This window comes from Microbacterium sp. NPDC059771, assembly GCF_042732495.1.
GTDB lineage: Bacteria > Actinomycetota > Actinomycetes > Actinomycetales > Microbacteriaceae > Microbacterium > Microbacterium sufflavum.
Genome location: NZ_JBHWHK010000001.1, coordinates 587,338 through 611,133 on the forward strand (window position 1 = coordinate 587,338; position 23,796 = coordinate 611,133).

General features: G+C 70.9%; 23 protein-coding genes and 1 pseudogene. 6 read left to right on the plus strand and 18 right to left on the minus strand.

The window, feature by feature from the left end:
- Positions 1–51 precede the first annotated feature (51 nt).
- From ACFV3I_RS02825 to ACFV3I_RS02835, 3 genes are all read right to left on the minus strand, one after another.
- The gene (locus ACFV3I_RS02825; RefSeq protein WP_168387183.1) at positions 52–192 is read right to left on the minus strand and encodes a hypothetical protein; all 141 of its coding nucleotides are present in this window, start codon (positions 190–192) and stop codon (positions 52–54) included.
- Positions 189–2,519, minus strand: coding sequence for a phosphoribosylformylglycinamidine synthase subunit PurL (gene purL / locus ACFV3I_RS02830; RefSeq protein ID WP_378822321.1), 2,331 nt, complete (start codon positions 2,517–2,519; stop codon positions 189–191). Before purL ends, ACFV3I_RS02825 begins: the two co-directional genes overlap by 4 nt.
- A gap of 176 nt (positions 2,520–2,695) precedes the next feature.
- The gene (locus ACFV3I_RS02835; protein ID WP_378822322.1) at positions 2,696–3,649 is read right to left on the minus strand and encodes a helix-turn-helix transcriptional regulator; all 954 of its coding nucleotides are present in this window, start codon (positions 3,647–3,649) and stop codon (positions 2,696–2,698) included.
- A gap of 103 nt (positions 3,650–3,752) precedes the next feature.
- On the opposite strand from ACFV3I_RS02835, the pseudogene ACFV3I_RS02840 reads away from it, so the two are divergent.
- Positions 3,753–4,201 (plus strand): annotated as a pseudogene (locus ACFV3I_RS02840) (VOC family protein).
- Between the two features lie 169 nt (positions 4,202–4,370).
- Here the strand turns inward: ACFV3I_RS02840 and ACFV3I_RS02845 are convergent.
- The 9 genes from ACFV3I_RS02845 to ACFV3I_RS02885 all read right to left on the minus strand — a co-directional run bounded on the left by ACFV3I_RS02845 (position 4,371) and on the right by ACFV3I_RS02885 (position 15,539).
- Complete coding sequence (locus tag ACFV3I_RS02845) at positions 4,371–5,117, minus strand: SGNH/GDSL hydrolase family protein (protein WP_247638136.1); 747 nt, start codon at positions 5,115–5,117, stop codon at positions 4,371–4,373.
- Positions 5,114–6,283: a DUF4185 domain-containing protein gene (locus tag ACFV3I_RS02850; protein ID WP_378822324.1), complete on the minus strand. Its 1,170-nt coding sequence runs from the start codon at positions 6,281–6,283 to the stop codon at positions 5,114–5,116. The genes ACFV3I_RS02845 and ACFV3I_RS02850 overlap by 4 nt, the downstream gene beginning before the upstream one ends.
- 106 nt (positions 6,284–6,389) lie before the next feature.
- The gene (locus ACFV3I_RS02855) at positions 6,390–8,510 is read right to left on the minus strand and encodes a hypothetical protein (RefSeq protein ID WP_378822325.1); all 2,121 of its coding nucleotides are present in this window, start codon (positions 8,508–8,510) and stop codon (positions 6,390–6,392) included.
- A 24-nt stretch (positions 8,511–8,534) separates the two neighbouring features.
- Positions 8,535–9,347, minus strand: coding sequence for a carbohydrate ABC transporter permease (locus tag ACFV3I_RS02860; protein ID WP_136031434.1), 813 nt, complete (start codon positions 9,345–9,347; stop codon positions 8,535–8,537).
- Positions 9,347–10,222, minus strand: coding sequence for a carbohydrate ABC transporter permease (locus ACFV3I_RS02865; RefSeq protein ID WP_136031436.1), 876 nt, complete (start codon positions 10,220–10,222; stop codon positions 9,347–9,349). Before ACFV3I_RS02865 ends, ACFV3I_RS02860 begins: the two co-directional genes overlap by 1 nt.
- An 8-nt stretch (positions 10,223–10,230) precedes the next feature.
- Positions 10,231–11,505: an ABC transporter substrate-binding protein gene (locus tag ACFV3I_RS02870; RefSeq protein WP_136031438.1), complete on the minus strand. Its 1,275-nt coding sequence runs from the start codon at positions 11,503–11,505 to the stop codon at positions 10,231–10,233.
- 136 nt (positions 11,506–11,641) lie between these two features.
- Positions 11,642–13,480, minus strand: coding sequence for a class I mannose-6-phosphate isomerase (locus ACFV3I_RS02875; protein WP_378822326.1), 1,839 nt, complete (start codon positions 13,478–13,480; stop codon positions 11,642–11,644).
- Complete coding sequence (locus ACFV3I_RS02880; protein ID WP_378822327.1) at positions 13,477–14,442, minus strand: ROK family protein; 966 nt, start codon at positions 14,440–14,442, stop codon at positions 13,477–13,479. Before ACFV3I_RS02880 ends, ACFV3I_RS02875 begins: the two co-directional genes overlap by 4 nt.
- A gap of 74 nt (positions 14,443–14,516) precedes the next feature.
- Positions 14,517–15,539 carry a LacI family DNA-binding transcriptional regulator gene (locus ACFV3I_RS02885; protein ID WP_136034488.1) on the minus strand — a complete coding sequence of 341 codons (1,023 nt, stop codon included), beginning with the start codon at positions 15,537–15,539 and terminating at the stop codon, positions 14,517–14,519.
- A gap of 206 nt (positions 15,540–15,745) precedes the next feature.
- On the opposite strand from ACFV3I_RS02885, the gene ACFV3I_RS02890 reads away from it, so the two are divergent.
- Together ACFV3I_RS02890 and ACFV3I_RS02895 are read left to right on the plus strand one after the other, a co-directional pair.
- Positions 15,746–15,973 (plus strand): hypothetical protein, encoded by a 228-nt coding sequence (locus ACFV3I_RS02890; protein WP_136034486.1) that lies wholly within the window; start codon positions 15,746–15,748, stop codon positions 15,971–15,973.
- A gap of 8 nt (positions 15,974–15,981) precedes the next feature.
- Positions 15,982–16,704, plus strand: coding sequence for a 3-keto-5-aminohexanoate cleavage protein (locus tag ACFV3I_RS02895; RefSeq protein WP_136034500.1), 723 nt, complete (start codon positions 15,982–15,984; stop codon positions 16,702–16,704).
- A gap of 93 nt (positions 16,705–16,797) precedes the next feature.
- On the opposite strand, the gene ACFV3I_RS02900 is transcribed toward ACFV3I_RS02895, so the two are convergent.
- Positions 16,798–17,172: a VOC family protein gene (locus tag ACFV3I_RS02900; protein WP_378822328.1), complete on the minus strand. Its 375-nt coding sequence runs from the start codon at positions 17,170–17,172 to the stop codon at positions 16,798–16,800.
- Between the two features lie 197 nt (positions 17,173–17,369).
- A complete protein-coding gene (locus tag ACFV3I_RS02905) occupies positions 17,370–18,101 on the minus strand; it encodes a YafY family protein (protein WP_136034482.1) in 732 nt (243 codons plus the stop codon).
- Positions 18,102–18,184: 83 nt separating this feature from the next.
- On the opposite strand from ACFV3I_RS02905, the gene ACFV3I_RS02910 reads away from it, so the two are divergent.
- Positions 18,185–19,054, plus strand: a complete 870-nt coding sequence (locus ACFV3I_RS02910; RefSeq protein ID WP_378822329.1) for an NAD(P)H-binding protein — start codon at positions 18,185–18,187, stop codon at positions 19,052–19,054.
- A gap of 3 nt (positions 19,055–19,057) precedes the next feature.
- On the opposite strand, the gene ACFV3I_RS02915 is transcribed toward ACFV3I_RS02910, so the two are convergent.
- Both ACFV3I_RS02915 and ACFV3I_RS02920 read right to left on the minus strand, forming a co-directional pair.
- Positions 19,058–19,747, minus strand: coding sequence for a nucleotidyltransferase domain-containing protein (locus tag ACFV3I_RS02915; protein WP_378822331.1), 690 nt, complete (start codon positions 19,745–19,747; stop codon positions 19,058–19,060).
- 133 nt (positions 19,748–19,880) lie between these two features.
- Complete coding sequence (locus tag ACFV3I_RS02920) at positions 19,881–20,882, minus strand: SDR family NAD(P)-dependent oxidoreductase (RefSeq protein ID WP_378822332.1); 1,002 nt, start codon at positions 20,880–20,882, stop codon at positions 19,881–19,883.
- A gap of 75 nt (positions 20,883–20,957) precedes the next feature.
- Between ACFV3I_RS02920 and ACFV3I_RS02925 the strand changes: the two genes are divergently transcribed.
- Both ACFV3I_RS02925 and ACFV3I_RS02930 read left to right on the plus strand, forming a co-directional pair.
- Complete coding sequence (locus tag ACFV3I_RS02925; RefSeq protein ID WP_378822333.1) at positions 20,958–21,530, plus strand: TetR/AcrR family transcriptional regulator; 573 nt, start codon at positions 20,958–20,960, stop codon at positions 21,528–21,530.
- A gap of 168 nt (positions 21,531–21,698) precedes the next feature.
- On the plus strand, positions 21,699–22,094 hold the full coding sequence (locus ACFV3I_RS02930) for a hypothetical protein (protein WP_136037216.1): 396 nt from the start codon (positions 21,699–21,701) through the stop codon (positions 22,092–22,094).
- Between the two features lie 38 nt (positions 22,095–22,132).
- Here the strand turns inward: ACFV3I_RS02930 and ACFV3I_RS02935 are convergent, their stop codons facing one another.
- Together ACFV3I_RS02935 and ACFV3I_RS02940 are read right to left on the minus strand one after the other, a co-directional pair.
- Entirely contained in the window at positions 22,133–22,330 is a 198-nt protein-coding gene (locus tag ACFV3I_RS02935; protein ID WP_378822334.1) for a hypothetical protein, read from the minus strand.
- On the minus strand, positions 22,327–23,778 hold the full coding sequence (locus ACFV3I_RS02940) for an APC family permease (RefSeq protein WP_378822335.1): 1,452 nt from the start codon (positions 23,776–23,778) through the stop codon (positions 22,327–22,329). Before ACFV3I_RS02940 ends, ACFV3I_RS02935 begins: the two co-directional genes overlap by 4 nt.
- Between the last annotated feature and the right edge of the window lie 18 nt (positions 23,779–23,796).

Here is a 23,796-nt window from a genome sequence, read left to right on the forward strand (position 1 = left end):
GAGCGAGCGAAGCGAGACGAAGGGCGCCGAGGAACCGCGGAGCCGCCCGGCTCAGCCGAGGAGGATCGTGAGCACGGTCGCGCCGCCGCCACCGAGGATCAGCGCCACGATGACCGTCCACGCCACGATGCGGATGCGCCGGTTGCGCTTCTCGCCGAGGTCGCCGTAGTCCTCGCTGAGGTTGTCGCTCATGCGTCCACCGGCGCCGTCACGGTCGGGCCGAAGTACGACGGCAGCGTGGCCTGCGAGCGCTCGCGCAGCTCGGCGGCCGACACGGTGAACACGTCCTGCACTTCGAGCTGCGGCTCGCTGTCGGTCACGCCGATGCGCATCACCGGGTAGCCGCGGCCCTCGCACAGCCCGCGGAACTTCACGTCGTCCTCGCGGGGCACGGTCACGATCACGCGACCGGTCGACTCGGAGAACAGCGCGGTGGCGGCGTCCACCCCGTCGCGGTCCATGATCTCGGTGAGCCACACGCGGGCGCCGACGCCGAAGCGCATCACGCCCTCCGCGAGCGCCTGCGCCAGGCCGCCCTCGGACAGGTCGTGCGCGGACGAGATCAGCCACTCGTCGCGGGCCGCAGCGAGCAGGCCCGCGAGGCGCTTCTCACCCGCGAGGTCGACCTTCGGCGGGCGACCGCCGAGGTGCTGGTGCACGACCTCGGCCCACGCGGAGCCCGACAGCTCGGTCTGCGTGGTGCCGAGCAGGTAGATGTTCTGCCCCTCGTCCTGCCACCCCGACGGGATGCGGCGGGACACGTCGTCGATGATGCCGAGCACGCCGACGAGCGGGGTCGGGTGGATCGGCACGTCGCCGGTCTGGTTGTAGAACGAGACGTTGCCGCCGGTGACCGGGGTGCCCAGCTCGTAGCAGCCGTCGGCCAGACCGTCGACCGTCTGCCCGAACTGCCACATGACCTCGGGGTTCTCGGGGGAGCCGAAGTTGAGGCAGTCGGTGATCGCGGTGGGCGTGGCGCCCGTCACGGCCACGTTGCGGTAGGCCTCCGCGAGCGCGAGCTGCGCCCCCGCGTACGGGTCGAGCTGGCAGTAGCGGCCGTTGGCGTCGGTCGCGATGGAGAACCCGAGGCCCGACTCCTCGTCGACCCGGATCATGCCCGCGTCGTCGGGGAAGCTGAGGGCGGTGTTGCCGAGCACGTAGTAGTCGTACTGGTTGGTGATCCAGCGGGTGTCGGCGAGGTTCGGGCTCGCGACGAGCGACAGGAACTGCTCGCGCAGCGTCTCCGGGTCGTTGGCGCGCGGCAGGTTCTCGGCGGCGTCGGCCTGCAGGGCGTCGATCCAGGTGGGGTACGCGACCGGGCGGTCGTACACGGGGCCGTCGACGGCGACCGTGGACGGGTCGACGTCGACGATGCGCTCGCCCTGCCAGTCGATGATGAGACGCCCGTCGCCGGTGACCTCGCCCAGCACGGAGGTCTCGACCTCCCACTTGTCGACGACCTTCATGAACGCGTCGAGCTTCTCGGGCGCGACGATCGCCATCATGCGCTCCTGCGACTCCGACATGAGGATCTCCTCGGCCGTGAGCGTGGGGTCGCGCAGCAGCACGTTGTCGAGCGAGACGTGCATGCCGCTGTTGCCGTTGGCCGCGAGCTCGCTGGTCGCGCAGGAGATGCCGGCGGCGCCGAGGTCCTGGATCGCCTCGACCAGCTCGCCGCGGTACAGCTCCAGGCAGCACTCGATGAGCACCTTCTCGGCGAACGGGTCGCCCACCTGCACCGCGGGGCGCTTGGTGGGGCCGGTGGAGTCGAACGAGTCGGAGGCGAGGATGCTCGCCCCGCCGATGCCGTCGCCACCCGTGCGGGCGCCGAACAGCACGACCTTGTTGCCCACGCCGGTCGCGTTGGCGAGCTTGAGGTCTTCGTGGCGCAGCACGCCCACGGCGAGCGCGTTCACGAGCGGGTTCGCCTGGTACACCGAGTCGAAGACGGTCTCGCCGCCGATGTTCGGCAGGCCGAGGCAGTTGCCGTAGAAGCTGATGCCGCTCGTGACGCCGTGCACCACGCGGGCGGTGTCGGGGTGGTCGATCGCGCCGAAGCGCAGCGCGTCCATGACCGCGACCGGGCGGGCGCCCATCGAGATGATGTCGCGCACGATGCCGCCGACGCCGGTGGCCGCACCCTGGAACGGCTCGATGAAGCTCGGGTGGTTGTGCGACTCCGCCTTGAAGGTGACGGCCCAGCCCTCGCCGACGTCGATGACGCCCGCGTTCTGCCCCATGCCGACCATGAGGCGTTCCTTCATCTCGTCGGAGACCTTCTGGCCGAAGCGGCGCAGGTAGTTCTTGCTCGACTTGTAGGAGCAGTGCTCCGACCACATCACCGAGTACATCGCCAGCTCGCCCGAGGTGGGGCGGCGGCCGAGGATCTCCTTGATGCGCGCGTACTCGTCGTCCTTGAGCCCGAGCGCGCCGTACGGCTGCTCCTTCTCGGGCGTCGCGATCGCGTTCTCGACCGAGTCGGGGACGTGCTGGGGGGAAGGTGCAGAGGGGGTGGTCACGCGCACTCCAAGGGAAGGGGCCGGCGGGGCGTCTTCAGTCTACCGGCGCGGGTGAGGCGGCTCTCCCGCGAGGGTTGGGCGTCAGATGCGGGCGGTGAGGACGGAAGCGATGTCTCTCTTCGTGTGGAGCACGCGATGGACTCGCACGGTATCCCGATCGTCCGTGTACTCCTGGATCAGGAGGGCGGGTCCGCTGCCGTGGCGAACCGGGTCGCGAGCGTCTCCGCCGCCTCGCGCAGGGGTTCCGGTCCGACCACCGTGAAGGGCGCGTCGAACCGGGCGACCGCGGCGAGCACGCCCACCCACGACCACGAACCCACCGTCACGCGGCATCTCCCATCCGGCCGCTCCTCGACCTCGCCGTCGCCCACCCACGGCACCACCTCCCGCGCCGGAAGCTCGATCACGACCTCGCCGATGCACGGCCAGCGGTCCTCCGTGGTCGAGCCCTTCGCCCGCGCCGCCAGGTGGGTCGCGGCATCCTCCGCGGGAAGCGGTCGCGGCGTGAACGACGGCCCGCTCGGCACCCGCGGTCGCATCCGGTCGAGCCGGTAGGTGCGCCAGTCCGCCGCCTCCAGGTCCCACGCCAGCAGGTACCACCGACCCTCGCGCGCCACGACGGCATGGGGTTCCGTGCGCCGAGGGGGGCGGTCCGCCGCCGCGCCGTAGTCGAAGCGCAGCACCCGCCGGTCGCGCACCGCCGCGCTCGCCGCCTCCAGCACCCCCGGGTCCACCCGCACCTCGGCCGCCGCGCCGGTGAAGCGGATGCCGTCGATCCGGTGCCGGAGCCGCGACGGCATCACCTGCCGCACGGTCGCGAGAGCGCGCTCCGCGGCCTCGGTCACATCGACGCCGCTCGCGCTCGCGCCCTGCAGTGCCACCGCGATCGCGACCGCCTGGTCGTCGTCGAACAGCAGCGGCGGCAGCTCCGACCCGGCTTCGAGGCGGTAGCCGCCGTACGGGCCCTTGCTCGATCCGATGCGGTAGCCGAGGTTGCGCAGCCGGTCGACGTCGCGGCGGACGGTGCGGGGTGTGACGCCGAGGCGGTCGGCGAGTTCCTGGCCCGGCCAGTCGCGCGTCGCCTGCAGCAGCGACAGCAGCGCGAGCATGCGGGAGGAGCTTCCGGTCATGACTTCATTGTGCGGGAGGGAGAGGACAGAAACCGACCGCTACCCCTGTGATCGTGGACTCACGGCGGCGCTGAACGGCAGCCCGCAGAACCAGGAGAAGCCCATGTCCCTCACCACCACCACGCACCTGAACTTCCGCGGCACGGCCCGGCAGGCGCTCGACTTCTACCGTTCGGTGTTCGGCGGCACCGTGCACGCCACGACCTACGCCGAGGTGGGCATGCCCGCGGACGCGCCCGGAGCGGACCGGATCGTGTTCGGCCAGCTCGACGGCGACCACGGGATCCGGCTCATGGCGTACGACATCCCCGGGCTGGACGACCCGGCGACCACGGCGGGCTCGACGCGGCGGGAGAACGGCGCGACCTCACCGACCGCGCGTTCTTCCAGTCGCTGCGGGCGGACACCCTCCCCGAGCTCGAGGGCTATTGGGGGGCGCTGACGGAGGGGGCGAGCGTGATCGAACCGCTGGCCGCGTCGTCGTGGTCGTCCGGCTTCGGCATGCTCACCGACCGCTTCGGCGTCACCTGGGTGCTCGACGTGGCCCGCTGAGGTTCGGGCGCTGATCCCGCCGGGCGTCCTGCCGTGGGTCTCGCCGGGGGTGCGGGTTCGGAAGGCGTCGCGGGGGCTTCGCTGAAGGTGCGAGTGCGAAAAGGCGCCCGCGGGGGCTTCCGGCGGAGCGTTTTCGATCCCGCGAGCGCCCCGGGGGCGCCGTCGCGCGTCAGACCGGGGGCCACTGCGGGTGGCGGGCCACGGCCACGCGGGCGGAGAGGTCCGCGAGCACCGGGGAGCCCGTGCCCGCGGCGGCGTCCGCGTCGGACAGGCCCAGGGCGTCGGCGAGGCCGAGCGCGAGCAGGGCGTGCCCGGCGGCGCTCGGGTGGAACGCGTCGTCGAGCAGTCCCCACGGCATGTCCTCGTTGCCCGGACCGGTGCCCGCGGAGAACGCGGTGAAGGCGGCGTGCTGGTCGACCAGGATCACGCCCTCGGCCCCTGCGACGTCGCGGATCGCCTGCGCGAAGTCGCCGATGCGGGCGCGGTCGGGCGCATGGAGCAGGTCGACCGCGGGCGGGGTCTGCAGCACCGGCACGGCGCCGAGGTCGCGCACGCGTCGTACGAACTCCGCGATCGACCGTGCGAACGCGGACACCTCGATCACGGGGTCGAGCCACTGCGTGGTGCAGTCGTTCGTGCCGATCATGAGCGTCACCACGTCGGGCCGCCAGTGGGCCACGCGGCGCTCGAAGTCGTCGAGGATCAGGTCGGCGCGCCAGCCGGTGATGGCCGTGTTGATCACGGTGTCCTGCACGCGCCCGCGGTCGCCCCGGATCAGCTCGTGCAGGTGCTCGACGTAGTTCCTGGCGCCGCGGGTGTGGATGAGGCCGTGCGTGATCGAGTCGCCCGTGCACACCCAGGTGACCGGCGCCCCGGAGGCCAGGAGCCCCCGGAGCGCCGTGCGGTCGTCCGTCATCCGGTGACCTTGAGCTGCACGTCGATGAACCGCGGGCGGTAGATCGAGGCGTCGTCGTACACGTCGCCCACGTTGTCGAACGTGTTCACGTTGTACGACACCAGGATGCGGTTGCCCTGGCGCAGGTTCGGGTGCTCGTGCGCGTTGTAGGTGAACACGTCGGGGTCGCCGTAGCTGCCCAGCGCTCCGGTCTCGGGCGTGCGGTACAGCTCGACCGGGTCGGTGAACGGGCCGATCGGCGAGCACGAGGTGCGCGCGACGATGCGGGTGCTGAACAGCTCCGAGGTGTCCTGCGTCACGAGCAGGTAGCCGTCGCGGTAGGGCGCGACGCTGAACTCGTTCGCGACGTACGGCACCACGGGCACCGCGTCGGTCTCGGCGGCCGACCATCCGGTGCCGTTCCAGTACGTCCAGGTGCCCGTGAGGCCGTCGCGGTCCTGCACGCGGGCGACGTAGGCGGAGCGCACTCCACCCGGGTCGGCGATGCCGTAGACGTACGTCGTGCCGTGCTCCTCCAGCGTCCACGAGCCCCAGTTGATGCCCGTCGCGGAGGGGAGGTCGACGATCGACTCGAGCTGCAGCGTCTGCCCGTCGAGCGTGGCCAGCCGGTTCGCGGTCCACGCGAAGTCCCACTGGCCGGTGCCGGTGCGCGCGAACTGCAGCAGCGGCACCTGCACGGTCCCGTCGCGGCCGGGGGTCGGGTCGCCGATCCAGTACCACTTGCCGTCGGGCTCGGGCGGGATGATGCCGGCCGGGTCGTCGGGGGTGCCGCCGGTTATCGTGGTCAGGTTCCCCCGGCGGTCCTGCACCACCACGGAGTTGTTCACGAAGGGGGAGTCGGTGGGCCGCGAGCCGTCGGGGTTCACGGTGCCGAGGAACGTGTCGGAGAAGAACCATCCGGTCTTCCCCTTGCCGAGCGGCAGGGAGTAGGTGCTGTCGCCACCGGTCCATTCGCCTCCCGTGTTGCCGTAGGTGGTGAACGTGTCGGTGAGGCCCTGGTTCACGCTCGCGGTGGCGGTGAGCGACTTGTCCACCAGGGAGCACTGGCCGGGGCCGCTGCCGTGTCCTCCGCCGGCGGGCACGGCGGCCGTCGCGGGTGCGGCGAACAGCGCTCCGGCGCCGAGGGCTGCGGCGGCGAGGCCTGCCGCGATCGTGCGTCTTCTCATATCGATCACTCCTTCGTGTTCGGGTGGTGCGGGGGTGGTGCGTCTGGGGGCCCGTCGTCTCGTCGGCGGCGCGGGCTCTCAAGAGAGCGGAGCGCGAGGAAGGGCGTCATCGGCCAGGGGTGCGGGTGATCCCTCCGGCCGCGTCGATGTCGTACGCGCGCTCGCCGACGCGCAGGCCGCGCAGCACGGCGTGCGGGTCGAGGGCGGCCACGCAGCCGGCCGCGCGCACCGTGCCGTCCGCGGCGACCGACACCCCGAACAGCGCCTCGATCACGAGCTCGATCCAGGCGCCAGACGACGAGCACGCCCAGTCGATGATGTACGGCAGCTGGGGTGGGGCCTTGCGGGCGCCGCCGTTGATGCCGGGCACCGCCTCGTCGACGAAGTGCGCCTGGCCCATCGGGCCCTGGTTCGCGGTGCGGGAGAGCCCCTCGACCCAGGCCGTCAGCACCTCGGGTGCTCCGAGGGCTGCGAGCGCGCGTCCGGCGTCGGCGGGCCAGGCGGGGTAGGCGCCGTTCCACTGGTGGTCGGGGCGCGGGCTGTAGCTGGCGTCGGGGTCCCAGGGCGAGAGCGCCCGCATCCAGTTGTCGGTCTGCAGCTCCCGCTGGAAGAACGCGACCATGTCGTCGCGCACGCCCGGGGCCAGGTCGTCGGCGATGGTGGTGCCGACGATGCTGAAGTCGTAGCAGTGGCGCACCGGCAGCAGCGTGCCGTCGGGTTGCCCGGCGGCGAAGATACCGGTCCCGGGGAGATACCGCTCGATCACCGCGGGCAGCAGCGCCTCGGCCTCGGCGCGCAGCTCGGCCGCGGCGGTCTCGTCTCCCTGCAGTGCGGCGAGGTCGGCGGCCGTGCGCATGCTCCACACGTTCGCGGCGTTGAGGCTCGCGACCTCGTGCGTGTAGGAGCTGACGCACTCCAGCAGGTTGTCGATCTCGCCGTAGTCGGCCAGCGCGGTGTCGCGCCGTAACTCCTTCCAGTTCGTCGCCCACTCCCGCACCGACCGGGCGACCGTCTGATCCCCCACGATTTCGTCGAGGAAGGCCACGTCGCCGGTGAACCGCACGTAGTCGTGCACGAGCCGGGTCATGGCGTAGTCGTTCACCGAGTACCAGCGGCCGACGGGGCCGCCCGTGAGCGAGGAGGTGCCGAAGTGCGAGTGGATGTCGAGGGAGATCCAGTGCCGCACCTGCGCCCGCATCTCGTCGGGGTCGAGCAGGGCGTGGCTGACGGAGCTGAGGCTGTAGTCCCAGATGAACGTGGTGGTGCCCCAGTAGTTCGGCATCAGGGTGTCGTACGTCCGCCCGAGCACGTTGCCGGCGAAGTCGCGGCGGAACCAGATCACCCCGAGCACCGCCCACCAGTACAGGCGCCGCAGCGGCTCGGACGCGGTGTCGAGCAGCGGCAGGGCGCCCGAGAACTCGGTGTCGGCGGGGTCGAACGCGGCCCGCAGCTGCCGGTTCCAGAACTCCGCCGCGGCGGTCAGGGCCGCGGGCACGTCGGCCGACACGAGCTCGTACGTGCGGGCGGCGTCGTCGCGCGAGAGGCCGAGCGCCTGCACGTAGGCCGTGCGGGCGACGGCGCCCGCCGGCACGGTGAGCACGGCCGACAGCTCGCCGCCGCGACCGTTGCCGCCGATGCCGGTGTCGAACGCGTCGGGCAGCTCGGCCACGCCGCTCAGCGCCGCGGATCCTCCGGTGAGGCCCTGCATGCTCCACGCCGCGGCGTCGGCGGAGGCGAAGACGAGGCGCTCGCCGTCGACCGTGGCGGTGTCGCGCTCGGAGGGCGACTCGGCGTCGAGCCAGGCGTCGGCGGAGCGGGTCACGCGCGCCGCGGCCGAGAGCCCGATGCGCACCTCGCGGTCGGTCGCTCCGGTGTTGCGCACCGCGATGTCGATCGCCACCGCCGTCCTTCCCGGCACGCACACGGTCGTCGTCTCGATCTCGAGCTCGCCCACGGTCGCCCGCCGCACCACCCGGTCGGGCCGCCACTCGTGCGTGACGGCGACGCCGTATGACGCGAACAGCCGGCCGTCGACGAACAGCACCGCGGTCTGCGTGAGCCCCTGTGACACGGGCGGGAACTGCACGGCGCTGAGCGCGGTGAGGTCGTGATCGACGCGCACCGTTCCGAGCATGTTCGTCAGGCCCGTGGGCGCGATCATGTCGTCGTAGTGATGCGTGACCGCATCGGCGACCAGATCCTCGACGGTGGGGATGAGGGGATTCATGATGCCTTTCGAGGCGGAGGGGGATCAGTACTGGCCGAGCGCGAGGCCCTTGGCGAAGAACCGCTGGGTGCAGAGGAACAGGATGACGGTGGGCAGCGACACCAGCACGGCCGCGGCGAGCACGACCGACATCTGCGCGCCGCCGTAGGTGCTCTGCATGCCCGACAGCGTGGTGATGATGGGGCGGATGTCGTCGGACTGGCTGAGCGTGAGGCCGAGCAGCAGGTCGTTCCACACGAAGGTGGCCTGCAGGATGAAGATCGCGACCAGCGCGCTCGACGCCATCGGCAGGTACATCCGGGTGAAGATGCGCCAGGTGGTGGCGCCGTCGAGCACCGCGGCCTCGAACACGTTGTGCGCGACGCCGGTGAAGAAGTTGCGCATCACGAACGCCGAGAACGGCACCGAGATCACGGTGTAGATCATGATCATGCCGAGCCGGGTGTCGAAGAGCCCGGTGCGGGAGTAGGCGTCGAACAGGGGCAGCAGCACCATCTGCAGCGGGAACACCGTGCCGCCGAAGATCACGACGAACCACAGGAAGCCGCGCTTGAGGCGCAGGGCCACGATCGCGAAGCCGGCCGCCGCACCCACGAGCACGGCGATCGTGGGCGACACGATCGAGTAGATGAGGGTGCTGACGATGCTGTCGCCGATGCCGGAGAGCTCGAGCGCCTGGCCGAAGTTCTCGAACAGGTGGAAGTCGGTGGGGATCCACGACTCCTTCGACGTGAAGGTGGTCGGGTCCTTCATCGCGTTCACGACCAGCAGGTACGCGGGCAGCAGCCACACGATCCCGAGGACGACGAGCACGGCGGTGCGGATGATCTTCGACATCACATCTCCTTCTTCGGGGAGAGCTGCTGGCGCAGGTACAGCACCGAGGCGACGAGGGTGATCACGGTCAGGAACACCGCGATCGCGGAGCCGAGGCCGTAGTCGCTGTTCACGAACGTCTCCTTGTACATCGTCAGCGCGAGGGTCTCGGAGACGGTGCCTGGTCCGCCCTTGGTCATGCCCCACACGATGTCGAAGGTCTTGAGGCTCGCGACGATCGAGAGCCCGACGACCACGGCGGTGAGCGGGCGCAGCATGGGCCACAGGATGCTCGTGAAGAGGCGGACGCCGCCGGCGCCGTCGATGCGCGCGGCCTCCAGGGGCTCCTTCGGGATGGCCTGGAGCCCGATCGTGAACAGCAGCGCATTCACGCCGACGCCCTGCCACGACGAGGCGATGATCATCACGACGGTGTTGAGCGGGGCGTCGAGCAGCCACCGGGGCGGGTCGGTGATCCCGAACGCCGCGAGGGCCTGGTCGAGCGCGCCGCCCGAGGAGAGGATGAACGACCACACCACGCCGACGCCGATGCCGGAGAGGGCGTAGGGGATGAGGAACGGGAGGCGCAGCCAGATGCCCCCGCCGAGGTTCCAGGTGAGCAGCGCGATCGCCAGGCCGATGCCGACCGGGATGATCAGGGTGCCGATCACCCAGAGCACGGTGTTCATCGCGGAGCCCACGAAGTCGGCGTCGGTGAACATCTCGACGTAGTTGTCGAGCCCGATCCAGTCGGGGCTGCCGAGGCCGTTGTACGACGTGAAGCTGAGGAACACCGTCCACAGCAGCGGGAGGTAGAGCAGGACCGCCACCAGGATCACGCCCGGGGCGACGAAGCCCCGGGCGGACCACTGGTACGGCGTCTTCTGATGCGCCATCCGCTCGCTTACTCCTGCTCTGCCCAGTACTTGTCAGCCGTCGCCTGGATCTTCTCCAGGAACGGCATCGGGTCGCCCGGGTTGGCGTTGAAGGCGCCGAACTGCTCGATCGCCGTGGTCACGATCTCGGTGGGCATGGCCTCGAAGAACCGGTCGTAGAGGGAGTAGTCGTCGCCGGCGATCTGCTCGCCGAGCTCGGCCAGGGCGGGGTCGGCGACCTCGGCCTTCGGGTTGAACGCCACGTCGCCGTGGGCGTCGTTCCACGCGGTCTGCGCCTCGGGCGACATCCACCACTCGGCGTAGGCGAGTCCGAGGTCGCGCTGCTTCGAGTTCTCGGCCGTGCAGATCGGGCCGGACTCGACGGCCACCGGGGTGGTGTCGAGGTCGCCGTTCACCGCGGGGATCGCGAACATGCCGTAGTCGTCGGTGGTCATGCCGGCGCCTTCGAGGTTGCCGGCGAAGAACGTGCCGAAGTTGATCATGGCGTAGTCGCCCTGCTTGAGCCCGACCGCGGGGTCGGTGGTGCTGCCCGCGTCGCTGAACCAGCCGTTCTCCTGCTCCTCGAGCCACACGTTCATGACGTCGACGATCTCGGGGTCGGTGTACTTCACGTCGCCCGTGGTGAGCCCGGCGTACAGGTCGGGGTCGGTGGAGGCGACGAGGTGCTGGAACCACTGGAAGGTGAACAGCACGCTGGTCTGGTAGTACGGGGTGACCCCGGCGTCCTTCAGGGTCTCGGCGGCGGTGTTCAGCTCGTCCCACGTGGTGGGCACCTCGATGCCGTTGTCGGCGAAGGCGGCCTTGTTGTAGAACATGATCCAGTAGGCGATGTTCATGGGCACGCAGTACTGCTTGCCGTCGAACGTGTAGCTGTCGCGCAGGTCTTCACTCACCCAGCCCTCGTCGACGGCCTTGCTCCAGATGTCGGTGGTCTCGGCCACCAGACCCTCGTCGACCAGCTGCTTGAGCGAGTCGCCGGTGTGCCACGTGAACAGGCCGGGCGACTTGTCGGTGCGGAACGACTGCTTGATGAAGGCGTCGTACTGGTTGGCGTCGGAGTAGCCGGTGGTCTTGAGGGTGATGTCGACGGCGTCGCCGCTGACCTCGTTGAGCGACTCGAAGTCGGGCTTCCACGCCGCCTTGTCGGTGTAGAAGTTGAGCGTGCCGGTGACCTCTCCGCCCTCGGCGCCTCCGCCTCCGGAGTCGCCGGAGCAGCCGGCGAGAGCCAGGGTGCCGAGGAGGAGACCGGCCGCGGCGGCGGCGATCGTGCGTCGCGAAATCATTCAGAACTCCCTTGTTCGTGTTGGTATCGTTACCAGAAATCTGGTCTCACGATACCGAGGTGATGACGGCGGTGCAAGGGATTCCCGGGTGGGATCCTCGCGGTGATGTCTCGTGCTGTGTGTCGGGTGTCGATGTTCAGTTGTCACCCGTGCGCGTGCCGCGCACGGAGGCCTTGACGGTCGCGAAGCGCGGGCTCCGCGAGTTCTCGGTGCGCTCGATCCGGTACGCGCCCACCGCGGCCGGCACGATGAACGTCTCGGCGTAGTGGATCACGAAGGGCTCGAACGCCGCGGTGGGGCTGACCACGCGCACCTCGTCGCCCTCCACCAGGTTGAGCACGTTGACCGTGCCGTCGGTGTCGTGATCGGCGCCCTGCGCGAACCAGTGCCGGCGCACCTCGATGAACTCCAGCTCGTGCAGTCCCGTGCGCTCCTCGGTGACCTCGTCATCGGTGTGCAGGGTCTCGACGCGGTCGACCAGGTTCTCCATCACCCAGGTGGTGTCGCGGCCCCACTGGATGTTGCGGGCGCCATGGTCGAAGTGCACGGGGCGGGGGATGCCGTCGAGGCCCACGCGGCCCCAGTCCCACAGCTTGAACGTGAAGATGAACGGCGTCGCCGAGATCTCCAGCACCATCGAGTTCGACCCCGATGCGTGCACGGTGCCTGCGGGGATCAGGAAGTGGTCGTGCTTGCGGGCGGGGAACGAGTTGACGTACTTCTCGGCGGGGAACGGGTGCTCGCCGTCCTGCGCGGTCGCCAGGTCCTGCAGCATCTCGGCGGGGTCGATGCCCTCCTTGGTGCCCAGGTACACGACCGCGTCGTCGCCGACGTCGAGCATGTAGTAGCTCTCGTCCTGCGTGTAGTGCATGCCGAACGTGTTCTGGATGTAGTCCGTCAGCGGATGAACCTGCAGGCTGAGGTTGCCGCCGTCCATCGTGTCGAGGAAGTCGAAGCGGATGGGGAACTCGGCCCCGAAGCGCGCGAACGTCTTGGCGCCGAGCAGATCGACCGGGCGGCTGAACACCAGGTCGAGCGCGGGCAGCTCGATCACGCCGCCGTCGCCCTCCAGCAGCAGCGAGTTCTCCTCGGGCACGCAGTCGAAGCACCACGCGTAGTTGTCCTTCGAGGGGTCGAGCCCGATGAGGTTTTTCATCCACTGCCCGCCCCAGACGCCGGGGTCGAAGAACGGCACGACGCGGAACGGGCGGTGCGCCGCATCCTTCAGGGCCTGCCGGAAGGCCGTGCCGGTGATCATGCCCGCGTCGGGGGAGTCGGGGTGCGGTTCGGCCGGGGCGATCGCGTTGCCGTCGAGCACGAAGTCGAGCGTGTCGAACAGCGTGCGCTTGTGGCGGTCGGCCACCCGCCACTCCACGAAGAACCCGCGCTTGTACTTGCGCAGGTTGTCCTCGCCGGGGTTGTCGGCGCGCCAGTTCGTGGCCCCCTGGCGCTGCCGCAGCTGGATCTCCCAGCGGGCCATGTCGACCAGCACGGTCGCGGAGGCTCCGGCCAGACGGTCCTCGAGCAGCGCCGCGCCCCAGCCGACCACGACCGTCGGGGTTCCGGTGACCGCGGCGGCGAGCGCGTCGAGGCGCTCGGCGTCGTAGAAGTCGTCCAGGGTGAAGTGGCTCATGACGCCGAAGACCCGGTCGTCGGTGAGGTTCGGGGCGATCAGCCGCTCGACCTCGGCGACCGGACGCGCCGCGGTCTCCACGTCGGTGAGGGTCCAGGCGGGAAGGGCGGTCTCCACCTGGGTGGCGAGCGCGGGCACGTCGACGCCGGGGTAGGTGTCCACCAGCAGCACGGGCGCCGTGCCGGTCACGCGGGCGCGGGCCTCGGCGAGCTCGGCGGCGGCGGCCCACGCCTCGGCACCGCGCAAGATGCGCTCGCCCGGCGGCAGCGCCACGGTCGGCTGGGTGTCGTAGCGACCCCGGGTGGTGTGCCCTTCGTGCATGTCGCTGATCGGCGCGGTCACTGGTCCTCCTGCGGTGGTGCGGTGCGGGGTGCGGTCGTCGGCTCCGGGGTCCCCGATGGGGCCGGGCGCGACGAGGGGTTCGAGGGTGCGGGTGGGGCGGCGGTGGCGGACGCCGCGGCGGCGCGGGCGAGGACGCTGAGGCCGCGGGCGACCGAGAGCTCCGGCTCGGGTGGGACGACGAGGCGCGGGGGCGTGAGCGACGGCCACAGGTGTGCGCGCAGGTACTCGTCGACGGGCGTGCTGATCGCGGCGCCCGCGCGGAGGATGCCCCCGGAGAGGATCACCACGGCCGGGTCGTAGGAGTGCACCAGGCTCGTGACGACCGCGCCCCAGACGTGCAGGAAGCGGTCACGGAGCTCGGGGTGCGCGTCGGTCGTGAAGACCTCGGTCATGCTCACGCCCGCCGGCAGGGCGCGGGTGCTGGCGAGCGCCTCACCGCAGCCGATGTTGCCGCACGGGCAGGTGGGGCCGTCGAGGTCGACCGTGAGGTGTCCGCCGAGGATGCCCGCGTGACCCGTGCGGCCGCGGAGCGCGACCCCGTCGAGGAGCGCGGCCGTGCCGATGCCCGTGCCCAGTGTGACCAGCACGGCGTCGCGCTCGCCGAGGGCGCTGCCCGCGGAGGTCTCGCCGATCAGCGCCGCGCGGGCGTCGTTCTCCACCACGGCGGGCAGCCCGAACTCCGCGCGGGCCCAGGTGCCGAGGTCGAAGTCGCGGAGGAAGTCGTACTTGGCGTTCGCGTGCCGCATGCGCCCGGTCGCGGGGTCGACCACGCCGGGGACGGCGATGCCCACGGCGTCGGCCTCGGCACCGAGTTCGCTCAGGAGACGGCGGGCGTCGAGGGCCGCGTCGGCGAGGTCGGCGGCGGTGCCGCGCACGGGGAGCCGGTTCGACGCGAGGACGCGGTCGCCGTCGATGACGGCCAGCTTGATCTCGGTTCCCCCGAAATCGATGCACAGCTCCATCCGGCCTCCTCGTCGATGATTGGTAACGTTATCAACGCAGGCGAGGAGTGTCAACATCCGCGGCGAGGGGTGGTTCAGCGCACGCCGCGGAGCGACACCGGCAGCTCGACCTCGCGGGCGGGCGCCTCGCGATCGCCGCCGTCGAGACGGTCGAGCAGCAGGCGGGCGGCCGTGCGACCGAGCTCTCGCGGGTCGTGGTCGATCACGCTGATGGGCACGGGCGACAGCTCGGCGAGCTCGAAGTCGTCGAAGCTCAGCAGCTCGGGGAAGTCGGCCGAAGCACGAAGCCCCGTGGCGAGCTGTGTGCTGATCTCCTTGAGCGCGCCGATCGCGTTGCGGTTGTTGGCGCAGAAGATCGCCGTCGGCGGGTTCTTGGCCCGCAGCAGCGCGCGGGTGGCATCGCGCGCCTGCTCGACGGTCTGCTGGTTCGTGGCGACCAGGTGCGGGTCGACCCGGAGGCCGCGCGTCTCCATCGCCCGCACGAACCCGGCATGGCGGCGCTCGCCGGTGAAGATCGACAGGGCGTTGCCGAGATAACCGATGCGGGTGTGACCGCCGTCGATCAGGGCCGTCGTGCCGCGGAACGCGCCGTCTTCGTCGGCGAGCACCACGCTGTCGGCCGCGAGCCCGTCGATGCGGCGCGAGGCCAGCACCACCGGCACGCCCTGGTTCTGCGAGTGGGCGAGGTGCGTGGAGGTGGTGCTCGCGGGCACCACGATGAGTCCGTCGACGCGACGCCCGAGGAAGTCGCCGACGAGCTCGGCCTCGCGGGCGGCGTCCTCCGAGGTGTTGCCGAGCAGGATGCGGCGGCCGGTGAGAGCGGCCTCCTCCTCCACGCCGAGTGCGAAGGTGCTGTAGTACGGGTTGGCGATGTTGGTGATCGCGACGCCGATGAGTCCGCTGCTGTGACCCGGGCGGATGCTGCGGGCGTTCTCGTTGCGGTGATACCCGAGCTCGGCGACCGCGGCGAGCACCCGCTGCTGTACCTCGGGCTTCACGTTCACGCCGCCGGACAGCGTGCGTGACACCGTCATGGGGCTGACGCCCGCGCGCTGGGCGACCTCCTTCACGGTCGGCCGGTGCGCCCTCTCGCTCATTCCTGCCTCCGAGCCGTGGTGTCCGCGATCTGAAGGGAACGTTATCAGCGAAGCCGCGCGGCGGCGGTCAGGGTGCGCGAGGTCCGCCGTGGATCGGAGGAGTCGTGCGCAGATGCGGCCGGCGCCGTGGGCGGAAACACGGTGTCAAGGCCCTCTTCGCTGTCGGTCGCCCCACGTAGAAAGGAGGGACGACGAAAGGCAGGGGCATGGCCGCAGGTGACATCGAGACTTTCTCGCGCAACGGGATCTGGTTCAACCGCATCCAGGGCGAGTCGCACACGCTCGGGAGCAGCTTCGAGTCGATGGACGAGGCGGTGAAGGTCGGTCGCGGGGCGGCGGTCGCGCGTCAGGTGCAGCACTTCGTGCGCACCGAGGAAGGGCCGTCCGAGGATGTCGCTCCGAACGAGGCGCACCCGCGCGACCTGATGTGGTGAACGCGCCGATGCTGCTGCAGGTGTGCGCGAACGGCGCGCGCGAGGTGGCGTCGCATCCGTGGCTGAGCGCCGACGAGACGGTGGTCGCGCAAGACGCCGCGGCGGCGCTCGAGGCCGGTGCGGCGGAGGTGCACGTGCACCCGAAGGATGCGTCGGGCCGCGATTCGCTCGACTCGCGGGACGTGCAGCGGTGGCTCGGGGCCGTCCGCGCGGCATGCCCCGGGGTGCCTGTGGGCGTGACGACCGGCGCATGGGCGGAGCCCGACGTGTCGCGACGGCTCGCCGCGATCGAGTCGTGGACGGAGCTGCCCGACTACGCCTCGGTGAACTGGCACGAGGCGGGGGCCGATGAGGTGGCCGCCCTGCTGCGGCGTCGCGGGATCGGCGTGGAGGCGGGGATCTGGGACGCGGCGGGCCTGGAGGTGTGGCGGCACTCGCCGGTGCGCGGGGACTGTGTGCGGGTGCTCGTCGAGCTGCCCGACGAGGCCGCCGAGGTGGTGCGTGCGCATGCGGAGGGCCTGGTCGCGCACGTGGCCAAGGAGGAGCCCGACCTGCCGATCCTGCTGCACGGGGAGGAGCGGTCGGCCTGGGCCGCGCTCGACCTCGCCGTGGAGCTCGGGCTCGACACGCGGATCGGCCTGGAGGACGTGCTGCTGCTTCCCGACGGCACCGATGCCCCCGGCAACGCCGCCCTCGTCCGGGCGGCTCGCGCCCGCGGCGCCGGGGTGTGACCTCGGGCCCGGTGGCGTGCGGGGTCGAAACCACTCCTCCCCGGGCGGCTTCCGGTGTGTTTTCCACCCCGCACGGCCCGCATCCGGGCCGGCTCAGGACTCCCAGCCGCGCCAGTCCGGGCGGTCGACGATGCAGAAGCGGTTGCCCTCGGGGTCTTCCATGATGATGTAGTCCGCGTCGTCGGGTCGGCCGTCCCAGTGCACCTCGCGCGCCCCGAGCCCGGCCAGTCGCCGGACCTCGGCGGCCTGGTCTTCGGCGTAGATGTCGAGGTGGATGCGCGGCGGCAGCACCCGCTCGGAGTGGTGGGCGTCGAGCGCGATGCACGGCGTCTCAGCGTCGCGCGGTTTCAGCACGAGCCAGTCGTCCTCGGCGGGGTCGCGCTCCACGTAGTCGAGGGCGGCTTTCCAGAACGCGGCCTGGGCCGGGAGGTCGTTCACGCGGATCACGATCGACACGATCTTCAGCATGCCCGGGAGTGTAGGGGCGGCTCGGGAGGGAGGGACAGGGCCTTGCGGACCGATGCGGGTGCGCTCCGCGGACCCGGGCGGCGCGCGCGTCTGCGCGCGAGACTCCGCCTTCTCACCCCGTAGCCCGCACCCCGCACCCGCAGCCCGCGCACCGCGGCTCACCCCGTAGCCCGCACCCGCAGCCCGCTCACCACAACTCACATCACTCCTGCGGATCCCGGCGCCGCCGCGTCCGTCCGCCCGAAGTCGCTCGTGAGCCACGCCTCCACCGACGCGAAGGGGAAGTCGCGCGGGGTGTGCGTGCCCGGAAGGATCCGCGCGTGCCGCATCCGGTCGAGGCGGAACAGCCGCCAGTCGTCGCGATCGAGGTCGAATGCCACGACGTACCACCGCGACGTCCGCCGCACGTGGCGGTGCGGCTCGATGGTCCGCGCGGAGGCGGTGCCGTGCTGGTCGGTGTAGTCGAAGGTGAGGCGCGAGCCCTGGGCGACCGCGTCGGCGAGGGTGCCGACGAGTGCCCAGTCCACGGCGGCCGTCTCCGGCTGGAGGATCTGCGTCGACAGGGCGGTGGCGGCGGCTCGGCGGCGCAGCGCGGGCGGCAGGGTCTGTTCGAGTTTGGCGCGGGCGACCGCCGGCGCGGGGTCGGCGGGGTCTCCGGTCTCGAGCACGAGCAGAGCCGTGATGATCGTGGTGACCTCGTCCGCGTCGAGCAGCAGCGGAGGGATGCGGGTGCCGGGGCGCAGGCGGTAGGCGGCGCCGGGTCCGGGTCGGGAGTGCACGTCGTAGCCGAGGTCGCGGAGGCGTTGCGCATCGCGGCGGACGGTCCGGGCACTCACCTCCAGGCGTGCGGCGAGCTCGGGCACGCTCCACTCGCCGCCGGTCTGCAGGAGGGACAGGAGACGGAGCGTGCGGTTCGACGGAGTGTCCACGCCTCCATGATCCCGCGAGATACGGCCAGGATCAGGCCGTATCTGGTTCTAACGTGGGCGGACATCGAACGAGAGGATCCCTCATGCGCATCGCTGTCACGACCCCGAACGGCCATGTCGGCCGGCACCTGACGCGGATGCTGGTGCGCGCTGGCGTCCGTCCGCTCCTGCTCACGCGCACCCCCGACCGCATCGCGGCGGAGCTACGGCCGCACGTCGAGATCGCCCGCGCCGACTCCCAGGACGCGGAGGAGGTGAGCGCCGCGACCCGGGGCGTGGACGCCCTGTACTGGGTGGATCCGTCGGTGATGTCGGAGGATCCGCTCGCCGACTACGCGCGGGCGACGGACGCCCTGGTGGGCGCGGTCGCGCGGAACGGCATCGGGCGGGTGGTGTTCCAGAGCAGCGTCGGTGCCGAGAGGCGTCACGGCGCGGGCGAGATCGACGGGCTCGCCGCGACCGAGGCGGCGCTCGACGCTCTGGGCATCGCTGTGACCCATCTGCGCTGCGGCTACTTCTTCAGCAACCTGCTGCTCGACGCGGAGTCGCTGCAGGCCGGGCGGCTGTCGACGGTGCTGCCGCTCGATTCGACGATGCCGTGGGTGGCGCCGCGCGACATCGCCGAGGTCGCCGCGCTCACCCTGCTCAACCGCGAGTGGAGCGGGCGGCGGGTGCAGGCGGTGCACGGGCCGGAGGATCTGAGCTGGGCGCAGGTCGCCGGCATCCTCACGCACGAGCTCGGCCGCGAGGTCACGGTGGAGCGCATCGCCGACGACGACCTGCGTCAGGGCCTGAAGGCTGCGGGCATGCCGGAGGCGATGGTGGAGGCCGTGTTGGGCATGTCCACCGGGCTGCGCGACGACTTCACCCCGGAGCAACCGCGCTCGCTCGTGACCACGACCCCCACGACCCTGCGGTCCTGGGTGCGGGACGAGCTTGTGGGGGTGGTGTAGCCGTCAGCGCACGAAGCCGTCCTGCACGCGACCCCCGGCACGGGCGAGCTCCTCGTCCGCGCGTGCCGCGAACGCGGTGAGGTCGCCGTGGAGCAGGGGTGCGGCGAGGCGCTCCGCGCGGGCGGGGTCCAGGTCGCGGAGCCGCCGCGGGAGGTACTTGCCCGTTCCGATCCAGTGCCGTTCGGTGAGCAGCACGAGCTCCGCGACCCGGGAGAACAGCGTCCAGGCGATGACGTTCCGCTCCAGCTCGTCGGTGGCGTCGCGCAGATCGTCGAGCAGGTCGGTGATCATGTAGCGCCGCAGCGCGAGCTCATGCTCGTCCACGGTCGGGCCGTCTGCGAGTCGCGCGCCCCACTCCTCGCGGAGGGCCGTGAGGGCATCGCCGCCGCGCACCTCTTCGCCTTCGACGAGCATGTGGACGATGACGGGCCGGTGCTGATCAATCCCGCCGCGCGCCCATTCCCGGTAGCCGTCGTGCGTGTACGCGAACACCTCGAAGATCTCTCCCTCGAAGCGGTGGGTCGCGGCCAGGCTCGTCCCGCCGTTCAGAAACAGCGCATCGCCGATCACGAGGAGGTCGATGTCGCTGGACGCCGTCCGGTCGCCCCGGGCCGTGCTGCCGCCGATCACCGCGATCTCCGCCGCCGGGAACTCCCGATCGATGAAGCGCTCACACAGGTCGAGGTACGTCATCCGGGCATCGTAACGACAGTGCACCTCGCCCCGCGCGCAGGCCGCTCTCACCCGCCGCATCAGACCCGCGCCCGCACACGAGTAACGCCCCCGCCGTTCGGGTCGGCGGGGGCGTCGGTCTCACGCAGTCGCGTTACTGGACGGACCAGCCGCCGTCCGAGGCGAGGATGGCGCCGTTGATGTTCACGGCGTCGTCCGACAGCAGGAACGTGATCGACGCGGCCAGGTGCTCGGCGGTCGCGACGGTGGGGATGGCCTGCTGGAACGGGGCGAGGCGCCCGGAACCGTACTCCGACATGTGCGGGGGCATCGGGATGCCGGTGGCGACACCGCCGGGGGCGACGGAGTTCACGCGGATGCCCTTCGGCCCGTACATGAAGGCGGCCGACTTGGTGACGCCGATGATGCCGTGCTTGCTGGCGGTGTAGGCGTTGCCCGAGGCGTTGCCGCGCAGTCCGGCCTCGCTCGACACGTTGAGGATCGCGCCGTGTCCGGCCTTCTCCATCACGGGGATGACCGCGCGCATGAGCTTGAACGGGGCGGTGAGGTTGATCGCGATGACGCGGTCCCAGACGGCGTCGGGGGTCTCGCCCGCGGGGGAGAAGTCGTCGTTGATGCCGGCGACGTTGGCGAGGCCGTCGATGCGGTCGCCCGCGGCGGCGAGGACGGCGTCGATGGCCTCCTGCTTCGTGAGGTCGCCCGCGACCGTGACGATGTCGGCCTCCGGGAGCTCGGCCTTGAGGGCGTCGAGCTTCTCGGCGGCGATGTCGCTCGCGATCACGCGGCCGCCCTCGCGGGCGATGCGGGAGGCGGTGGCCTTGCCGATGCCGGAGGCGGCGCCCGTGACGATCACGGTCTTGCCGGCGAAGCGGCCCGCGGTGACCTTCTCGGTCCACCCCTCGGAGGCGTCGTCTTCGGGGATCTCGCCGTTGTTGGCGGCGCGCACCAGGTCGTCGACGACCGACTGCGGGAGCTGGCCCTGGCTCATGGCGACGAGCTGCTGCAGGGGCAGGCCGAGCACGGGGGTGAGGAGCTCGGGGTCGGCGCCCGTCTGCTCGAAGAGTCCACGAATGAGCGGGCCGCCGGTCGGGTCGTTCATCCAGTCGCCGATGGTGGAGTGTGCGGTGAGGGCCATGCTCTTTCTCCTTGCTCGGGTTTCGCAACGGTGCGTCTACTTATGTTCCAGTGTACGCCTCTGTACGCTCGATGGGTGCCCCGTCCTCGCAGCGAGAAAGCCCGCCAGTCCGTGCTGGACGCGATGCGGCGCGCGCTCGCCGAGGACGGCTACGAGGCCGTGACGATCGAGGGTCTGGCGGAGGCGGCCGGGGTGTCGAAGCAGACCATCTACCGCTGGTGGAAGACGAAGGCCGCGATCCTCGGCGAGGCGCTGCTCGAGGGCACCCTGCCCGGGTCGGATGTGGCGGTACCGATGACCGACGACCTCGGCGCGGATCTGCGGGCCTGGTTCACGGCGGTGTCCGCGGGGCTCGCCCGGCCGCAGGGGGTGGCGCTCGCGCGGGCGCTGATCGAGGTCACCGCGGCCGATCCGGAGCTCGGGCTGGTGTTGAACGAGAAGCTCGCGGCGCCGATCCGCCAGTGGGTCGGCGACCGCATCGCGCGCGGTCGTGCGGCCGGTGACGTGCGGGCAGACGTGGACGCCGCCGCGATCGCGGATCAGTTCATCGCGATGGCCTCGTACGCCGCACTGATCGGTCAGCCCCTGAGCGCCGAGCGCGTGGAGGAGACGGTGCTCCTGCTCCTCCGCGGGATTGCCCAGGGCTGAGCCACCACCACCGATATACAACGGCCGGAGGGTGTGCACTTTTCTGGACTCCGCATCGACCCCTGTGCCAGCGTTCATGACGAATCGATCGCGGGGGCTGTGCGGGGATGCGTCGCGTCAGATTTCGCGAGCACGCCCTTCACCGCGGTCGGGGGAAGGGAGACAGCAATGCGCATCAAGGAGCCCTCGGGGCAGGTCGGTTATGTCCTCGTTGTCGTGATCGGAATTCCGCTTGTCCTTGTCCCTCTGAGCGTCGTCAGCTTCGAGCTCGGCGTCATCTGGGCCGTCGTGGCGCTCGTTTCCGCGGCGATCGTGTCGGCGCGAACATTTCGCGGGCCGGCAGAGTCGGACGCCAGGAGACCGTGGTGGAGGATGACGTACGCCCGCCGCATGAGCATCGCGCTTGCTCTGTTCTTCTTCGCGCAGGGAGCGTGCGCGTCGATCGCTGCGGGGCAGTTCCCGAATCCGCCACTCGTCTTCGTGGGAGGTGTCGTGCTGGTTCTCGTGGCGGGGTTGTACGTGAACTCGGCGATCAGGATGGGATCCGCGTCCGGGACGGAATAGCGGCCGCGGTTCGGAGACGAACGAGTGATCGCTTCGGGCTAGCCGCGTCTGCGGAGCACCTTTCCCACCACAGCCAACGCGACTCCGAGAAGTATCAGAGCAGCGAGCCAGAGGACCCACGCGACGTCGTGGAACAGCGGGAGGGTCGCGACCGTCGGAAGCGCCGTGCCGAGCAGCACCAGCGCGACGACCGTTCCCCGCTCCCGGGCGGTTCCGCGGGGCGGGCTCCCGCTCACGACTTCTTCTCCGCGCGGTGCCGGGGGCTGTCGGGGTTCATGAGGGAGTGGCGGCGGCCGTAGAGGAAGTAGATGATCAGGCCGATCACGAGCCAGACGGCGAAGCGCAGCCAGGTCTCCCAGTGCAGCTGGGAGATGAGGAACAGGGAGAAGCTGACACCGATGATCGGGACCACCGGCATGAAGGGCAGGCGGAAGGTGCGCGGGGCGTCGGGCTTCGTGTAGCGGAACACGATCACCGCGACGCACACCACGACGAACGCGGCGAGGATGCCGATGTTCGTCAGGTCGGCGACCGCGCGGATCGGGAAGACGCCGGCGAAGAAGGCGGAGGCGATGCCGGCGATCCAGGTGACGCGCTGCGGCACGCCCCGGCGGTCGACCTTGCTGAACCAGCCGGGGAGGAGTCCGTCGCGGCTCATCGAGAACCAGACGCGGGTCGCGCCGAGGAGGAAGGTGAGCATGACGGTGAGGATCGACAGCACCGCGAACACGGAGATGATGGCGGCCACGACGGGCAGGCCCACGCCCGTGAACGCGGAGGCGAAGCCGGCCTTGGGGTCGATCTCGGTGTAGTTCTGCATGCCGGTGAGCACGAGGGTCGCGGCGACGTACAGCAGCATCGCGATGATGAGCGACAGGATGATGGCCTTCGGCATGTGCTTGCGGCCGTCCTTGGCCTCTTCGGCGGCGGTGCTCATGGCGTCGTAGCCGAACACGGCGAAGAACACGGTGGCGGCGCCGGTGAAGACGGGGTCGAAGCCGCTGGGCATGAAGGGGTCGTAGTTCTCGGTGTTGATGTAGAAGATGCCGAGGCCGACGATGCCGAGGATCAGGGCGATCTTGATGGCGACGGCGACGAGCTCGAAGCGTCCGAACGTCTGGGTGCCGCGGCTCAGGAGGAACGTCACGAGCAGGCAGATGACGATCGCGGGCACGTTGACGGCGCCGCCCGGCACGTCGGCGGTCTCGGTGACGGAGAGCGGCAGGTGGATGCCGAACCCGGAGAGGAACGCGTCGAGGTAGCCGGAGATGCCGATGGCGACCACCGCGACGATGGCGACGTATTCGAGCAGGAGGTCCCAGCCGATGAACCAGCCGACGACTTCGCCGAGCGCGACGTAGCCGTAACTGTAGGCGGAGCCGGCGCGCGGGATCATGCCGGCGAACTCGGCGTAGGAGAGGGCGGCGGCCGCGGACGCGAGCCCGGCGATAAGGAACGAGATGAGCACGGCCGGTCCCACACCCGGGTTGGCGGCGTCGCCGTGTGCGACGAGTCCGGCGAGCGAGAAGATCCCGACGCCGATGATGCCGCCGACGCCGATCGCCGTGAGCTGCCACAGGCCGAGGGACTTGTGCAGGCCGCTGCGCGCGGCCTCCTCCGTCATGTCGCTGACGGGCTTGCGCCGCCAGACCGAGTGGGACGGGGTCTTCGAGGTGTCGGGCATCATCGCCTTCCGGTCGGG

Coding starts and splice junctions, on each gene's coding strand:
- ACFV3I_RS02930 (WP_136037216.1), top strand. CDS start 21,699: ATGCGCATCAAGGAGCCCTCGGGGCAGGTCGGTTATGTCCTCGTTGTC.
- ACFV3I_RS02835 (WP_378822322.1), bottom strand. CDS start 3,649: ATGACCGGAAGCTCCTCCCGCATGCTCGCGCTGCTGTCGCTGCTGCAG.
- ACFV3I_RS02900 (WP_378822328.1), bottom strand. CDS start 17,172: ATGCTGAAGATCGTGTCGATCGTGATCCGCGTGAACGACCTCCCGGCC.
- ACFV3I_RS02915 (WP_378822331.1), bottom strand. CDS start 19,747: ATGACGTACCTCGACCTGTGTGAGCGCTTCATCGATCGGGAGTTCCCG.
- ACFV3I_RS02940 (WP_378822335.1), bottom strand. CDS start 23,778: ATGCCCGACACCTCGAAGACCCCGTCCCACTCGGTCTGGCGGCGCAAG.
- ACFV3I_RS02910 (WP_378822329.1), top strand. CDS start 18,185: ATGCGCATCGCTGTCACGACCCCGAACGGCCATGTCGGCCGGCACCTG.
- ACFV3I_RS02880 (WP_378822327.1), bottom strand. CDS start 14,442: ATGGAGCTGTGCATCGATTTCGGGGGAACCGAGATCAAGCTGGCCGTC.
- ACFV3I_RS02845 (WP_247638136.1), bottom strand. CDS start 5,117: ATGACGGACGACCGCACGGCGCTCCGGGGGCTCCTGGCCTCCGGGGCG.
- ACFV3I_RS02895 (WP_136034500.1), top strand. CDS start 15,982: ATGCTGCTGCAGGTGTGCGCGAACGGCGCGCGCGAGGTGGCGTCGCAT.
- ACFV3I_RS02885 (WP_136034488.1), bottom strand. CDS start 15,539: ATGAGCGAGAGGGCGCACCGGCCGACCGTGAAGGAGGTCGCCCAGCGC.
- ACFV3I_RS02865 (WP_136031436.1), bottom strand. CDS start 10,222: ATGGCGCATCAGAAGACGCCGTACCAGTGGTCCGCCCGGGGCTTCGTC.
- ACFV3I_RS02890 (WP_136034486.1), top strand. CDS start 15,746: ATGGCCGCAGGTGACATCGAGACTTTCTCGCGCAACGGGATCTGGTTC.
- ACFV3I_RS02860 (WP_136031434.1), bottom strand. CDS start 9,347: ATGTCGAAGATCATCCGCACCGCCGTGCTCGTCGTCCTCGGGATCGTG.
- ACFV3I_RS02825 (WP_168387183.1), bottom strand. CDS start 192: ATGAGCGACAACCTCAGCGAGGACTACGGCGACCTCGGCGAGAAGCGC.
- ACFV3I_RS02870 (WP_136031438.1), bottom strand. CDS start 11,505: ATGATTTCGCGACGCACGATCGCCGCCGCCGCGGCCGGTCTCCTCCTC.
- ACFV3I_RS02850 (WP_378822324.1), bottom strand. CDS start 6,283: ATGAGAAGACGCACGATCGCGGCAGGCCTCGCCGCCGCAGCCCTCGGC.
- ACFV3I_RS02855 (WP_378822325.1), bottom strand. CDS start 8,510: ATGAATCCCCTCATCCCCACCGTCGAGGATCTGGTCGCCGATGCGGTC.
- ACFV3I_RS02920 (WP_378822332.1), bottom strand. CDS start 20,882: ATGGCCCTCACCGCACACTCCACCATCGGCGACTGGATGAACGACCCG.